Source organism: Burkholderia sp. NFPP32 (assembly GCF_900119325.1).
Taxonomy (GTDB): Bacteria; Pseudomonadota; Gammaproteobacteria; order Burkholderiales; family Burkholderiaceae; genus Burkholderia; species Burkholderia pyrrocinia_C.
In genome coordinates this window covers 1-13442 of record NZ_FPJP01000001.1, presented here as the reverse complement: position 1 = coordinate 13442, position 13442 = coordinate 1, and the positions used below count along the sequence as shown (strand labels likewise).

Here is a 13442-nt window from a genome sequence, read left to right as displayed (position 1 = left end):
GTGAATACGGAAATCGATGCCACCCGTCCCGCGCTCGGCGCCGCCGGCCTGCTGGGCCGCCTGCGTGCGCTGCTGCGCACGGGGCCGGCCGGCGGCCGCGTCGGCACGCTGAGCCGGCTCGCGATCGACGGCCTGCCCGACGCATGGACGCAACTGGAAGCGGGCGGCCTGTACGCGATCTACGCGGCCGGCGGCACGCCGGCGTGCGATGCGCTCGTGTGGGAGAGCGCGCGGCAGGCGCGCACGCGCGACGTCACGGTCGTGCTCGCACGCGACGCGGCGCGCGTCGTCGAGCAAATGGAGGCGCGCGGCTTTGCGGGCGGTGCGCAGCCGGCCGGCTGGCCGCGCAACCTGAGCGTGCTGGCGATGCCGGCGGCGGCCGAGCCGGCCGATGGAGAAGGCGCCGGCGCCGCACCGCGCCACGCGGCGCCGGGCCCGTTCGCGCGGCTGACCGGCGGCTTGCGCGCGATGAAGCGCTATGGCTTTCGTGCGCGTTCGCTGTATTTCGTCGAAGGCGCGCAGCGCTGGTTCAGCTGGGACGATCCGGTCGCGCTCGCCGACGAAGCGCGCGCACTCGCCGACTGGTGCCGCACGCACCGCATCGCGCTCGTGCTGCTGCTCGATCCCGAAGCGGCGCGTGCGGGCACCGATGCGCGCACCGACGATCCGCCGCTCGTGCGCGGTGCGGATCGCGCGCCGCGCAGCGGTTTCCACGGCGTCTTCTCGGGCGTCGCGCAGATGCAGCGCACGCACGGTGAACTGTTGTGGATCGTCGATTTCTGGCGCGCGGGCGACACGCTCGCGGCCGGCGAGGTGCGGCCGCTGCGCTTTGCGCCGGGCGGCCGGCTGTCGGCAAGCATCGATGGCGGCGCGACCGAGCCGGCGCGCCGGATGAAGCTCGCGATCGACGAGGATCGCGTCGTCGTCAGCCGCGCGGTGCTCGACGGCGTGAACCGCGCGCCCGGCGACTGGGAAATCGTCGACGACAACGCGGCCGTCGTCGCGGCCTGCGCGCATGCCCAGGCCGCGACCGCGGTGCTCGCGTTCCGCTCGCATGCGCAGCTCGAAGCGTTGTGCGCGGACGTGCACGCGCTGCGCCGGCAGTGCGGCGGCGCGCTGAAGATCGCGGTCGTCGAGCGCGGAGGCGAGGTGCTGCGCCAGCAGTTCGAGATGCTCCTGCTGAGCGTCGGCGCGAACCGCGTCGTCGCGCGCGACCTGCCGGTGTCGCGGATGCAGGCCGCCGTGCACGCGCTGCGCGGCCAGCTCTATGCGCGGCCCGTCGCGGCGGACTATCGTGCGGCGCTCGCGGCCGCGCTCGGCGATTCGGTGCTCGGCTATCTGCCGGTCGGCGCGTTCTGCCTGCGGATTCGCGCGGTGCTCGATCGCGGCGCCGTGCTCGCGCTGCCGCACACGCTCGCGAAGATCGCGCTGCTGCCGGGCGTGTCGCACGTCGACGCGCTGCGGCACTGCCAGCCGCGCCGCGCGGGCGACGTCGTGACGGCCGATCCCGGGCACCTGTACATGTTCCTGTTCGCGTGCGAGCCGGTCGATGCCGACGACGCGCTCGCGCGCATCTTCGACGTGCCGGTCGACACGCTGTCCGATCGCGTCGTGTGCCTCGGGCGGGGCAGCATCGACACGGAGCTCGATGCGCTGAAAGCCGAGAACCGGCGCGCGCCGATCGCCGACTACAGCGACCTGTTCGCGGTCAAGCAGCCGCCGGGCGCCGCGCGTGCGCCTGCGGCGCGCGCCGATTCCGGCGCGGCGTCGGACGAAGCGAGCGAAGTAAGCGATGCGATCGACGCGATCGATACGATCGTCGCGCTCGAGGCGATCGGTGCGACGCCGGCGCCCGCGGGCGTCGACGCGGCGCCGCCGCAACCCGTGATTCCCGCCGCGCGAACGCGCAGTGCCATCCGCAGCGCGATGCCGCTGCGCAAGCCGGAGGGCGCATGATCGCCGAACTCGTCATCGGATTCATCGTCGGCATCGTGGTCGCGGTGCCCGTCTGGATCGTCGCACAGCACCTCGGCATCGGCCGCGGCTTTCAGGCGCCGCGCGGGATCGACCGGCGCGACGCGGTGCCGTGCGAACTGGTGCCGGTCGCGCTGCGCGGGCGGCTGCTGCCCGGCGCCGAGCGCGGGGACGAGCGCGGCGGCGAGGCGACGCGATGAAGACGATCGCCATTACATCGACGACGGGCGGCGCGGGCCGCACGACGCTCGCGGCCGCGCTCGCGGTGCTGCTCGCGCGCCGCGGCCGGCAGGTCGTGGCCGTCGAGTTCGATGCGCAGAACCTGATGGGCGCGACGCTCGGCCTCGACTCGCTGGCCGGGCACGGCCTTGCGCAGAGCGTGCTCGGCGGCGCCGAGCCGTGGCACGCGCATACGTGGCGCAATGCCGACGGTGTGCTGTTCGTGCCGTACGGGCAGGTCGACGCGGCCGGCGCGGCCGCGTGCGATGCGCGGCTTGCGGCCGACCCGGCATGGCTGTCGCGCGCGCTCGACGAGATCGCGCTGCCGGCCGACGGCGTCGTGCTGGTGGACACCGCGCGCTATCCGTCGCCGCAGGCCGAGCAGGCGATTCGCCGTGCGGACCTGACGCTCGTCGTCGTGCCGCCCGAACCGATCGCCTGCGCGACGGCGGCCGCGCGGCTCGGGGCGCTGCGTGCCGGCGGCGGCGAACTGCAGATCGTCGTGAACCGGCTGAATCCGGCACGCGACATGCAGCGCGATGCGATCGCGATGCTGCGCGCGGTCGCGGGGCCGGCATCGATGCTCGAACAGCGGATTCACGTCGACGCGGCCGTGCCCGAAGCGCTTGCGCGCGGCAGCTGGATCTTCGACGACGCGCCGTATTCGCAGGCGTCGCACGACCTGAACGGCATCGCGAACTGGGTCGATGCGTGGCTGGCGGCGGCAGTCGCCGGCCGCACCGGAGCGGCGCGATGAAGGCCGCCTTCGTGCCGCGGCTGCGCGCGTTCGGCCGCCGCGCGACCGACTGGTTCGCGCGCGGCATCGGGCTGCCGGCGGAGCGCACGCTGCTCGACTGGGTCGTGCGGCTGTTTTTCCACGCGCCGCCGCCGGGCCGGCCCGATCCCGTGCGCCGCCGGGCGCGCGCCGCGTTCCTGCGGCTCGCGCACGAGTGGGGCGTGCTGCAGCCGCTCAGTCCGCGCGAATGGCTGTGGCGCGCGATCGTGCGCGCGCCGCGCGCGGCCGACGGCCGGCCCGCACGCGATCCGCTCGCATGGTTCGACACGTTCGTCGTGCCGGTGTATGTGGCCGGGCGCGCGGTCGGCCGTCGCATCGACGCGATGCTCGAACGCCTGCCGTGGGCGCGCTGGGGCGGCTGGCTCGATGCGCGCGCGAACGGCGTCGGCCGCCACCGCTGGCTCGCGCCGCTGCTGCTCGTGGCCGGCGCGCTGCTGTGGGCCGCGGCCGGGATGTCGCCGCTGATGCCCGGCGCGCAGTTCGCGTTCTTCGCGATCGTCGCGGTGCTGGCGCTCGCGCTGCGCCGCCTGCCGGGCCACCTGCCGACGCTCGCGCTCGCGTCGCTCGCGCTGCTCGCGGCAGTGCGCTACGTGTGGTGGCGCACGACGCAGACGCTCGACTTCCGCAGCCCGGTCGAAGCGGTCGCCGGCTACCTGCTGTACGGCGCCGAAGCCTATACGTGGATGATCCTGCTGCTCGGTTTCGTGCAGACCGCCTGGCCGCTCGACCGGCCGATCGTGCCGCTGCCCGACGACCCCGACACCTGGCCGACCGTCGACATCTACATCCCGACCTACAACGAGCCGCTGTCGGTCGTGAAGCCGACGGTATTCGCCGCGCAAAGCATCGACTGGCCGACGGCGAAGCTGCGCGTCTACCTGCTCGACGACGGCCGGCGCCCCGAGTTCGCCGCGTTCGCGGCCGAGGCCGGCATCGACTACCTGACGCGCGACGACAACCGCCACGCGAAGGCCGGCAACATCAACCGCGCGCTGCCGAAGACGCACGGCGAATACATCGCGATCTTCGACTGCGATCACGTGCCGACGCGCTCGTTCCTGCAGACGACGATGGGCGTGTTCCTGCGCGACCCGAAGTGCGCGCTCGTGCAGACGCCGCACCATTTCTTCTCGCCCGATCCGTTCGAGCGCAACCTCGGCACGTTTCGCGAGATCCCGAACGAGGGCAACCTGTTCTACGGCCTCGTGCAGTCGGGCAACGACCTGTGGAACGCGACGTTCTTCTGCGGCTCGTGCGCGGTGCTCAAGCGCAGCGCGCTGGAAGAGGTCGGCGGCGTCGCGGTGGAAACCGTGACCGAGGATGCGCATACGGCGCTCAAGCTGCACCGGCGCGGCTATACGTCGGCGTACCTGCCGACCGTGCAGGCGGCCGGCCTCGCGACCGAAAGCCTCGCGGGCCACGTGAAGCAGCGCACGCGCTGGGCGCGCGGGATGGCGCAGATCTTCCGCATCGACAATCCGTTCCTCGGGCGCGGGCTCGGCCTCATCCAGCGGATCTGCTACGGCAACGCGATGCTGCATTTCTTCTACGGGATTCCGCGGCTGGTGTTCCTGACGATCCCGGTCGCATACCTGTTCTTCCACCTGTACTTCATCAACGCGTCGTCGCTCGCGCTCGCGAGCTACGTGATCCCGTATCTCGTGCTCGCGAACGTCGCGAACTCGCGGATGCAGGGGCGCTACCGCCATTCGTTCTGGGCCGAGGTCTACGAATCGGTGCTCGCGTGGTACATCGCGCTGCCGACCACCGTCGCGTTCTTCAGCCCGAAGCACGGCAAGTTCAACGTGACCGACAAGGGCGGCAAGATCGACGAAGGCTATGTCGACTGGTCGACGTCGAAGCCGTATCTCGTGCTGTTCGCGCTGAACGTGCTCGCGATCGTCGCCGGCCTGTGGCGGCTCGCGGCCGACCAGGGCGACGAGGCGTCGACGATCCTGATCACGCTCGGCTGGACCGTGTACAACCTCGCGATGCTCGGCGCGGCGCTGGCCGTCGCGCGCGAGACCAGGCAGGTGCGCGTCACGCACCGGATCGCGATGCGCGTGCCGGCCACGCTGCTGCTCGCCGACGGAACGACGGCCGCATGCTTCACGAGCGACTACTCGACCGGCGGCCTCGGCCTCGAGGCCGTGCCGGGGCTGCCGATCGCCGTCGGCGACACGCTGACGGTGTGCGTGACGCGCGGCGACCGGCCGTTCCCGTTCCCGGTGCGCGTGAGCCGCGTGACGCCGACCCACGTCGGCGTGAGTTTCGAAGCGCTGACGCTCGAACAGGAGCGCCAGCTCGTGCAATGCACGTTCGGCCGCGCGGATGCGTGGCTCGACTGGCACGAAGGCACGCGCGTCGACACGCCGCTCGGCGGGCTGAAGGGCGTGCTGCGCATCGGCGTGGACGGTTATGTGCGGATGTGGAAGGGTGCGGCGCGCGGCCTGCAGGCCATGCTGGCGCCGAAGCTCGATCGGGCGCGCGACTGACGCGGCGCTCATCATGGAGTGGGTTAGATGGCGTTCTGGAATCTGTATTTCATCCTGAAGTTCGCGCTGTTCGCGACCGGGCACCTGCAGCCGCTGTGGCTCGCGAACCTCGCGTTCGCGGTGGCGCTCGCGGCGAGCGCGCCGGTGCGGCGGCGTGCATGGCGCATCGTCCGGCAGCTCACGGCGATCGCGATCGCCGTGCCGCTGCTCGCGCGCGAGATGCATGCGCCGCCGCTCGCACGCCTCGTCGAGGCCGCGCGCGAAATGAGCACGTTCCGCGTCGACTACTGGATGGAACTGCTGCCGCGCCTGCTGCCGCCCGCGCTCGTGCTGACGGTGGCCGGCGCGCTGATCGTCTATTTCATCGTCAACCGTTGGCTGCGCGTCGCGACGTTCGTGCTGGCCGTGCTGATCGTGATGCCGCTGTGGCAAGCGGGCAGCGGCCTGATGGCGCGCGTGGCCGCACCGGCCACGCAGCAGGCGAACGCGCAGGGCACGACGACGATCGGGCGCGCCGACCAGCCCGAGGACCGCAACGCCGCGCTCGCGACGTTCCGTGCACAGGAGTCGCAGCGGCAGGTCGCGTTCGGCCATCTCGGCAACGATCCGGCCGCGCAGTTCGACGTGATCGTGCTGCACGTCTGCTCGCTGTCGTGGGACGATCTCGATGCGGCCAAGGTGCGCAATCACCCGATGCTGAGCCACTTCGACTACCTGTTCTCGAACTTCAGCACCGCCGCGAGCTACAGCGGCCCGGCGGCGATCCGCGTGCTGCGCGCGAGCTGCGGGCAGGAGGCGCACGCGGACCTGTACAAGCCCGCGCCGCAACAGTGCCAGCTGTTCGCGCAACTCGCGGGCGCCGGTTACACGGTGCAGTCGCTGCTGAACCACGACGGCCACTTCGACAACTTCCTGCAGGTGATCCACGACAACATCGGCGCGGCCGACGCGTCGATGGTCTCGAACGCGGCCGCGCCCGTCGCGATGCACGCGTTCGACGGCTCGGCGATCAAGGACGACTACGGAACGCTCGCGAACTGGTATGCGCAGCGCGGGGCGGTGCAGGGGCCCGTCGCGCTGTACTACAACACGATCAGCCTGCACGACGGCAACCGCGTGGTCGGCAGTTCGCTGACGAGCATCGACTCGTATCCGCAGCGCGCGACGAAGCTGATGAGCGACTTCGACCGTCTCGCCGACCTGATCGCGCAATCGGGCCGCCGCGCGGTGATCGTGTTCGTGCCCGAGCACGGCGCCGCATTGCGCGGTGACAAGAACCAGGTTGCGGGCCTGCGCGAAATCCCGACGCCGCGCATCGTGCACGGGCCGGTAGGCGTGCGGCTCGTCGGCTTTGCCGGCAACCACGGCGCGACGACCGTGATCGAGCAGCCGACCAGCTTCCTCGCGCTCGCGCAGCTGCTGTCGAACCTCGTGTCGAACAGCCCGTTCAAGCCGGGCGCGACGCTCGCGCAATATGCGGCGGACCTGCCGCGCACGCGGATGGTCGGCGAGAACGAGGGTACGGTAACGATGCAGACGGCCGCGGGCTACGCGGTGAAAACTCCGGATGGCGTATGGATCGACGAACAGTAATCCTTCCCGGCGAAGGCGACGACGATCGCCTGTCGCAGCCGAACGACGTGCTCGGCCTCGCGCGGCATCTGCCCGCGCTCGACCCGGAGCGCTATGTCGACGAGCAGGCGCGCCGCGCGTTCATCGAGTCGCTCGAGCGCTGGCCGACGCTCGCGAAACTGATGGGATTGAAGCGGTAAACGAACGACGGCCGGCATGCTTGCCGGCCGTCGCCTGCTTGCGGGCGAACCTGCCTATTCTGCCGGTCGCGCCCTGCGTTCCGGCTGGCGCGTCCATTCGTCTTCCTCGCCCGGCACCTTGCCGAAGGTCTGCGCGGCCCACGCTGCGCGCGCCGCTTCGATCTTCGCGCGCTCGCTCGATACGAAATTCCATTCGATGAAACGCTCGCCCGGCAGGTGTGCGCCGCCGAGCAGCATCACGCGCGCGCCGTTCGCGCTGGCGAGCGCAACGGTCGCGCCCGGTTCGAGCACGGCCATCGTCGCGGGGGCGAGCGGCGTGCCGTCGATGGTGAGGTCGCCGTCGACGAGATACACGCCGCGCTCGTCGTGCTCCGCATCGAGCGCGAGCTGGCCGCCCGCCGCGAATTCCGCATATGCATAGAGCGTCGGCGAGAACACGGCGACCGGCGACGTAAGCCCGAACGCGGTGCCCGCGATCACGCGCACGCTCGCGCCGTCGCGCGCGAACGACGGCAGCGTGTCGGCCGGATGATGGACGAATGCGGGCGCGGTGTCCTCGTGCTCGACCGGCAGCGCGACCCAGGTCTGGATCCCGTGGACCGGCTGCTCGCGCGGGCGGTCCTCGTCGGGCGAGCGCTCCGAATGCACGATGCCGCGGCCGGCCGTCATCCAGTTCACGTCGCCCGGTACGATCTTCTGCCGGAAGCCGAGGCTGTCGTGATGCATCAGCGAGCCGTCGAACAGGTAGGTGACGGTCGCGAGCCCGATGTGCGGATGCGGCAGCACGTCGATGCCGCGGCCGGCCGGCAGCACGGCCGGGCCCATCTCGTCGAAGAAGATGAACGGGCCGACGAGGCGTGCGGCGCGCGCGGGCAGCACGCGGCGCACGACGAGGTTGCCGATGTCGCTTTCGCGCGGCGTGAGCAGGGTCTTGATCGATGCGGTCATGATGGGGAGCTCGTGTTCGGTGCGGTGGGCGGTCAGGCGATCGCCGTGTCGATCGTGATCGGATGCGTGAGGATCTTGTGTACCGGGCACGCGTTCGCGATCTGCAGCAGGCGCTCGCGCTGCTCGCCGGACAGGTCGCCTTCGAGCGTGATGCGGCGCACGATCGTGCTGCCCGCGCTGCCCGATTCGTGCGCGAGCTTCACGTGTACTTCGGCGAGCGGCCAGCCCTTGCGCTGCGCATACATCTTCAGCGTGATCGCGGTGCAGGCGCCGAGGCTCGACAGCAGCAGCGCGACGGGCGTCGGCGCCGCATCGCCACCGCCGAGCGGCGCCGGTTCGTCGGCACGCCACTGGTGGACGCCATCGCTGAAGTGGACCAGGTAATCGACCGAGCCGATGCTCGCTTCGACGGACAGTTCGCTCATTGCAGTTCCATGGGGGAAAGGGGGAGGGCCGGCGGCTTGGCCGGACGTTACGGTTCGAGCAGCCGCTGCAGCCGCAGTTCCTCGAAATCGAGCTCCGATTCGATCCGGTGCAGCACCGTGTCGTCGACCTTGCCGTCGCGATGCAGGTCGAGCAACGCCTGGCGCGACACGCCGACGAGTTCGAGCTCGACGCGCAGCATCCGCGCGCGCATGTCGGCCGGCTCGGCACCATGCCGATGCGCGCGTTCGTTGAACATGACGCGGTTGCGGTATTCGGCGAGCAGGCGGTCGAGCGAAGGGCGCTCGAGGTTCGACCCGCGCTGCTCCAGCGCGTCGAGTTCGGCGAGCGCCGCGCCGAACGTATGCGCGCGCACCGCGTGCTCGGACATCGTATGCCGCGCGACGGGCCGCAGCTTCAGCACGCGGATCAGCGGCGCAAGCGTGCCGCCCTGCACGACGAGCGTCGCGATGATCAGCAGGAACGTGCTGAACAGGATCAGGTCGCGGCCGGGAAAGTTGCTCGGCAGCGCGATCGCGGCCGCGAGGCTCACGACGCCGCGCATGCCCGACCAGCCGAGCACGACGGCCTCGCGCCACGACCACCGCGCGTGGCCCGCGCGCGGTGCGCGCAGGCGGTCCGGCAGCCACATCGCGACGAATACCCACACGACGCGCGCACCGATCGCGGCGGCGGTGGCGGGCAGCGCGACGCGCAGGCCGGCCATCAGCACCGCGCCTTCGTGGTTCACGCGCACGAGGATCGCGTGCAGCGCGAGACCGATCAGGATGAACACGAGCGCATCGAGCACGAACACGATCGCTTCCCACGTCGCCTTCGCCTTGATCCGCAGGTCGGCGTCGAACACGCGATGCTGGCGCACGCCGAGCACGAGGCCGCAGGTCACCACCGACAGCACGCCCGAGCCGTCGACGGCTTCCGCGATCCCGTAGCTGCCCCACGCCATCGCGAAAGTCACGACGATGCCGAGCATCGGGTCGCGCAGGCGCGGCAGCACCCAGCACATCGCATGGCCGCACGCGAGGCCGACCGCGATGCCGATCAGCGTCAGCGAGAAGAACAGGCCGGTGGCGCTCGCGGCCGTGATCGACACGGCGAGCGCGGCCGATACGGCCATCTGGTACAGCAGCAGGCCCGACGCATCGTTGACGAGGCTTTCGCCTTCGAGCACCGCGACGAGCCGCGCGGGCAGCGGGTAGCGCTGCAGGATCGCCTTCGCGGCCACCGCGTCGGGCGGCGACACGATCGCCCCGAGCGTGAAGCACGCGGCCCACGGTAGCGCTGGGTTCGCGGCACGCACGGCCACGGCGACCGCGACGGTCGTGAACGCCACCGCACCGAGCGCGAGCGACGCGATCGATGCGAGCTCCTGCCTGAATTCCTTCCATGCGGTGTAGAACCCGCTCGACATCAGCAGCGGCGGCAGTACGGCCGCGAGCAGCAGCGCCGGGTCCATGTCGGGCACGCGCTTGCCGGCGATCGCCACCGCGCAGCCGCCGAGCAGCAGCACGACGGCCGGCGGAATCGAGATTCGTTCGGCGAGCCACGTGAGCGCGCCCGCGCCGCAGATCAACAGCAGCAGGTAGTGGAACAGCTCGACGTTGGTCATGCGCGGCCTGCGGCGACGGCGTGCATCACGACGGCTTGCGGTCGTTCGCGGCGCCACCCGGCAGCGCGCCGAACATGTGCTGGCTGCATTGCGCGTCGCGCCATGCGGTATTCAGCCGGTGTCCGGAAAGCATCCGGCGCGCGACGGGCAGGATCTGTTCGCCGGCCAGCATGCCGAGCAGGCCGGTGAGCGCGATGATGGGCGGCGCCGGCGAATTCACGCCGAGCGCGCCGTAGATGACACCGGCGAGAATGCCGGCGAGCAGCGACAGAAAATACGGTTTCATGATGAAAACCTCTCGTGATAGGCTGGTCGGGCGCGAAGGGTGCGCCTTCAATGTGCTGGAAGCGTATCGGGTTTACGTGTGGAAAAAAAGGGCGGATTGCCCTTGAGAGACCCCTCTTTCGGAATTCGATCGATTCCGTTTCTTGGATGTTCGAGCTGCGACTTTTCCGATTAAATGGCTGCAACCGGAAGACGCAAATCCGGGGCAACGCACAGTCGGCTCCTCGTACTTTCCGATCGAGGCAAGCCTTAAACGTTTCCTGTCCAAAGGATGATTCGCGCCATGAGCAACCCCAAGCTTGAAGTCCTCACTCCCCAGAACAGCCAGTTGATCTTCATCGACCAGCAGCCGCAGATGGCATTCGGCGTGCAGTCGATCGATCGCCAGACGCTGAAGAACAACGTCGTCGGGCTCGCGAAGGCAGCGAAGGCATTCAACATTCCGACCACGATCACGACGGTGGAATCGGAGAGCTTCTCCGGTTACACCTATCCTGAACTGCTCGACGTGTTTCCGAACCAGAAGACGCTTGAACGCACGTCGATGAACTCGTGGGACGACCAGAAGGTGCGCGACGCGCTGGCCGCGAACGGCCGCAAGAAGGTGATCGTGTCGGGCCTGTGGACCGAAGTCTGCAATACGACGTTCGCGCTCTGCGCGATGCTCGAAGGCGACTACGAGATCTACATGGTGGCCGATGCATCGGGCGGCACGTCGAAGGACGCGCACGACTTCGCGATGCAACGGATGATCCAGGCCGGCGTGGTGCCCGTCACGTGGCAGCAGGTCGCGCTCGAGTGGCAGCGCGACTGGGCACGCCGCGACACCTACGACGCCGTGATGGCGATCGCGAAGGAGCACTCGGGCGCGTACGGGATGGGCGTCGACTACGCGTACACGATGGTCCACAAGGCCGAACAGCGCACCGCGACGCCGCACGAGTCGCTCGCGCCGGTGCCGGCGAAGTAACGGGCCGCGTGCCGCCGCGCGTTCAAACGGGCGGCAGTGCCCACGGCGCGTGTGTCAGGTTCTCGACGAGAAAGTCGAGCAGGGCCGTCACACGCGCCGCACGCAGCATGCCGGGCGGCGTGACGAGGTTGACGTTGATGTCGGGGATTTTCCAGTCGTGCATCACTTCCTCGAGCTCGCCGCTTTGCAGCGCATCCCACACCAGGAACGCCGGCTGCAGCGCGAGGCCGTGGCCGGCGATCAGCGCGGGGCAGAGAACGTCGGCGTTGTTGGCGCGAATGCGCCCGCGCACGGGCACGCCGAATTCGTCGCCCGACGCCGTGTGGCGAAAGCGCCAGTATTCGGGTGTCGGTATGTTCGTGTAGGTCAGGCACACGTGCTGGTCGAGTTCGCTCGGATGGGTCGGCCGGCCGCGCCGGTCGAGATACGCGGGCGATGCGACGAGCGGCCGGCGCACGGCGCAGAGGCGGCGCGCGCGCAGCGACGAATCGTTCAGTTCGGCGATCCGGATGGCGACGTCGAAGCCGCCGGACACGATGTCGACGAAGTTGTCGGTGAGCACGAGGTCGACGTCGACGCGCGGGTAGCGCTCGAGAAACGCGGGCAACAGCGGCGCGAGATTGCACAGGCCGTAGGACATCGGCGCGTTCACGCGCAGCAGGCCGTGCGGTTCGAGCGCGTGCGCGGACGCCTCGCCTTCGATCAGCTCGGCGTCGGCGAGCAGCCGGATCGCGCGATCGCGCAGCAGTTCGCCGGTCGGCGTGAGCGACAGCTTGCGCGACGTGCGGTACAGCAGCATCGAGCCCAGGCGTTTTTCGAGACGCGCGATCGCTTTCGACACCGTTGGTTGCGATATGCCGAGCAGGTCGGCGGCCTTGGCGAACGAACCGGTTTCCGCGACGCGCGCGAAGATGGCCCAGGCTTCGAGATCGGGAAGATGTTGCATGGCTGGAAGGCGTGGCAGGGAAGCGAAGCGGATTCGGCGGCAGCGGATCGCGCCGATGGCGCGCGGCAATGCGAGTCATTCTAATCCAGTCGGGAGGGAGCATATGGAATCGTATGTCGTTTCACTGGGCGCCGGCGTGCTGATCGGCGTCGTATACAGCGTGATCAAGGTGCGCTCGCCCGCACCGCCGCTGATTGCACTGGTCGGGCTCGCCGGCATGCTGATCGGCGCAGGGGCCATCGCACCGGTTCGTCACTGGCTCGGCTTCTGATTGCATCGAGGACCCAATTGATGAGCGCAACCGACACTCAACCCGATCTCATCCTGCACAACGGGCGCATCACGACGCTCGATCGTGCGAACCCCGTCGCCACCGCGGTCGCGATCAAGGACGGCCGCTTCGTCGCGGTCGGCGGTAACGCGGACGTGATGCCGCTCGCGGGCCGTGCGACGAAGGTCGTCGACCTCGACGGCCGCACCGTGCTGCCGGGCCTGATCGACAACCATACGCACGTGATTCGTGGCGGCCTGAACTACAACATGGAACTGCGCTGGGACGGTGTGCCGTCGCTCGCGGTCGCGATGGACATGCTCAGGCGGCAGGTCGCGATCACGCCCGCGCCGCAATGGGTGCGCGTGGTCGGCGGCTTCACCGAGCACCAGTTCGCCGAGAAGCGCCTGCCGACGATCGAGGAGCTCAACGCCGCCGCGCCCGATACGCCGGTGTTCATCCTGCACCTGTACGATCGCGCGCTGCTGAACGCGGCCGCGCTGCGCGTGGTCGGCTACACGAAGGACACGCCCGAGCCGCCGGGCGGCACGATCCTGCGCGACGCCGCGGGCAACCCGACCGGGCTGCTGCTCGCGAACCCGAACGCGACGATCCTCTACGCGACGCTCGCGAAGGGGCCGAAGCTGCCGTTCGAATACCAGTACAACTCGACGCGCCACTTCATGCGCGAACTGAACCGTCTCGGCGTGACG

14 protein-coding genes are annotated in these 13442 nt (G+C 70.0%); 9 read left to right on the top strand and 5 right to left on the bottom strand.

Annotated elements, in window-relative coordinates; genetic code table 11:
* Genes bcsE through BT264_RS00045 form a run of 6 tightly spaced genes read left to right on the top strand, consistent with a single transcriptional unit; the run spans position 1 to position 7256 of the window.
* Complete coding sequence (gene bcsE / locus BT264_RS00070; RefSeq protein WP_072435782.1) at positions 1-1956, top strand: cellulose biosynthesis protein BcsE; 1956 nt, start codon at positions 1-3, stop codon at positions 1954-1956.
* Entirely contained in the window at positions 1953-2174 is a 222-nt protein-coding gene (locus BT264_RS00065) for a hypothetical protein (protein ID WP_072435781.1), read from the top strand. The genes bcsE and BT264_RS00065 overlap by 4 nt, the downstream gene beginning before the upstream one ends.
* A complete protein-coding gene (gene bcsQ / locus BT264_RS00060) occupies positions 2171-2950 on the top strand; it encodes a cellulose biosynthesis protein BcsQ (protein ID WP_072435780.1) in 780 nt (259 codons plus the stop codon). Before BT264_RS00065 ends, bcsQ begins: the two co-directional genes overlap by 4 nt.
* A complete protein-coding gene (bcsA, locus tag BT264_RS00055) occupies positions 2947-5484 on the top strand; it encodes a UDP-forming cellulose synthase catalytic subunit (RefSeq protein WP_072436402.1) in 2538 nt (845 codons plus the stop codon). The genes bcsQ and bcsA overlap by 4 nt, the downstream gene beginning before the upstream one ends.
* A gap of 27 nt (positions 5485-5511) precedes the next feature.
* On the top strand, positions 5512-7077 hold the full coding sequence (gene bcsG, locus BT264_RS00050) for a cellulose biosynthesis protein BcsG (RefSeq protein ID WP_072435779.1): 1566 nt from the start codon (positions 5512-5514) through the stop codon (positions 7075-7077).
* Entirely contained in the window at positions 7059-7256 is a 198-nt protein-coding gene (locus BT264_RS00045) for a hypothetical protein (protein ID WP_072435778.1), read from the top strand. Before bcsG ends, BT264_RS00045 begins: the two co-directional genes overlap by 19 nt.
* 54 nt (positions 7257-7310) lie before the next feature.
* On the opposite strand, the gene BT264_RS00040 is transcribed toward BT264_RS00045, so the two are convergent.
* From BT264_RS00040 to BT264_RS00025, 4 genes are read right to left on the bottom strand one after another with little or no spacing between them, the layout of a single operon-like run.
* Entirely contained in the window at positions 7311-8204 is an 894-nt protein-coding gene (locus BT264_RS00040; RefSeq protein ID WP_072435777.1) for a pirin family protein, read from the bottom strand.
* 32 nt (positions 8205-8236) lie between these two features.
* Positions 8237-8629 (bottom strand): OsmC family protein, encoded by a 393-nt coding sequence (locus BT264_RS00035; protein WP_034183342.1) that lies wholly within the window; start codon positions 8627-8629, stop codon positions 8237-8239.
* A gap of 47 nt (positions 8630-8676) precedes the next feature.
* Entirely contained in the window at positions 8677-10257 is a 1581-nt protein-coding gene (locus tag BT264_RS00030) for a cation:proton antiporter (protein ID WP_072435776.1), read from the bottom strand.
* A gap of 25 nt (positions 10258-10282) precedes the next feature.
* Positions 10283-10543: a XapX domain-containing protein gene (locus BT264_RS00025; protein WP_072435775.1), complete on the bottom strand. Its 261-nt coding sequence runs from the start codon at positions 10541-10543 to the stop codon at positions 10283-10285.
* 282 nt (positions 10544-10825) lie between these two features.
* On the opposite strand from BT264_RS00025, the gene BT264_RS00020 reads away from it, so the two are divergent.
* Positions 10826-11512, top strand: coding sequence for a hydrolase (locus BT264_RS00020; protein ID WP_072436401.1), 687 nt, complete (start codon positions 10826-10828; stop codon positions 11510-11512).
* A gap of 22 nt (positions 11513-11534) precedes the next feature.
* Here BT264_RS00020 and BT264_RS00015 read toward each other — a convergent pair whose 3' ends face one another.
* Positions 11535-12458, bottom strand: a complete 924-nt coding sequence (locus BT264_RS00015; protein ID WP_072435774.1) for a LysR family transcriptional regulator — start codon at positions 12456-12458, stop codon at positions 11535-11537.
* Between the two features lie 103 nt (positions 12459-12561).
* Between BT264_RS00015 and BT264_RS00010 the strand changes: the two genes are divergently transcribed.
* Together BT264_RS00010 and BT264_RS00005 are read left to right on the top strand one after the other, a co-directional pair.
* Positions 12562-12729 carry a DUF1427 family protein gene (locus BT264_RS00010; protein WP_072435773.1) on the top strand — a complete coding sequence of 56 codons (168 nt, stop codon included), beginning with the start codon at positions 12562-12564 and terminating at the stop codon, positions 12727-12729.
* A gap of 20 nt (positions 12730-12749) precedes the next feature.
* Positions 12750-13442: amidohydrolase family protein (locus tag BT264_RS00005; protein ID WP_143156734.1), on the top strand; the 693-nt coding region annotated here is incomplete at its 3' end.

What these genes read in the sequence shown, in the direction of transcription:
- bcsA (WP_072436402.1), top strand. Translation starts at nt 2,947, where the DNA reads ATGAAGGCCGCCTTCGTGCCGCGGCTGCGCGCGTTCGGCCGCCGCGCG.
- bcsG (WP_072435779.1), top strand. Translation starts at nt 5,512, where the DNA reads ATGGCGTTCTGGAATCTGTATTTCATCCTGAAGTTCGCGCTGTTCGCG.
- BT264_RS00020 (WP_072436401.1), top strand. Translation starts at nt 10,826, where the DNA reads ATGAGCAACCCCAAGCTTGAAGTCCTCACTCCCCAGAACAGCCAGTTG.
- BT264_RS00040 (WP_072435777.1), bottom strand. Translation starts at nt 8,204, where the DNA reads ATGACCGCATCGATCAAGACCCTGCTCACGCCGCGCGAAAGCGACATC.
- BT264_RS00030 (WP_072435776.1), bottom strand. Translation starts at nt 10,257, where the DNA reads ATGACCAACGTCGAGCTGTTCCACTACCTGCTGCTGTTGATCTGCGGC.
- bcsQ (WP_072435780.1), top strand. Translation starts at nt 2,171, where the DNA reads ATGAAGACGATCGCCATTACATCGACGACGGGCGGCGCGGGCCGCACG.
- BT264_RS00025 (WP_072435775.1), bottom strand. Translation starts at nt 10,543, where the DNA reads ATGAAACCGTATTTTCTGTCGCTGCTCGCCGGCATTCTCGCCGGTGTC.
- BT264_RS00010 (WP_072435773.1), top strand. Translation starts at nt 12,562, where the DNA reads ATGGAATCGTATGTCGTTTCACTGGGCGCCGGCGTGCTGATCGGCGTC.
- BT264_RS00015 (WP_072435774.1), bottom strand. Translation starts at nt 12,458, where the DNA reads ATGCAACATCTTCCCGATCTCGAAGCCTGGGCCATCTTCGCGCGCGTC.
- BT264_RS00065 (WP_072435781.1), top strand. Translation starts at nt 1,953, where the DNA reads ATGATCGCCGAACTCGTCATCGGATTCATCGTCGGCATCGTGGTCGCG.
- BT264_RS00045 (WP_072435778.1), top strand. Translation starts at nt 7,059, where the DNA reads ATGGATCGACGAACAGTAATCCTTCCCGGCGAAGGCGACGACGATCGC.
- BT264_RS00035 (WP_034183342.1), bottom strand. Translation starts at nt 8,629, where the DNA reads ATGAGCGAACTGTCCGTCGAAGCGAGCATCGGCTCGGTCGATTACCTG.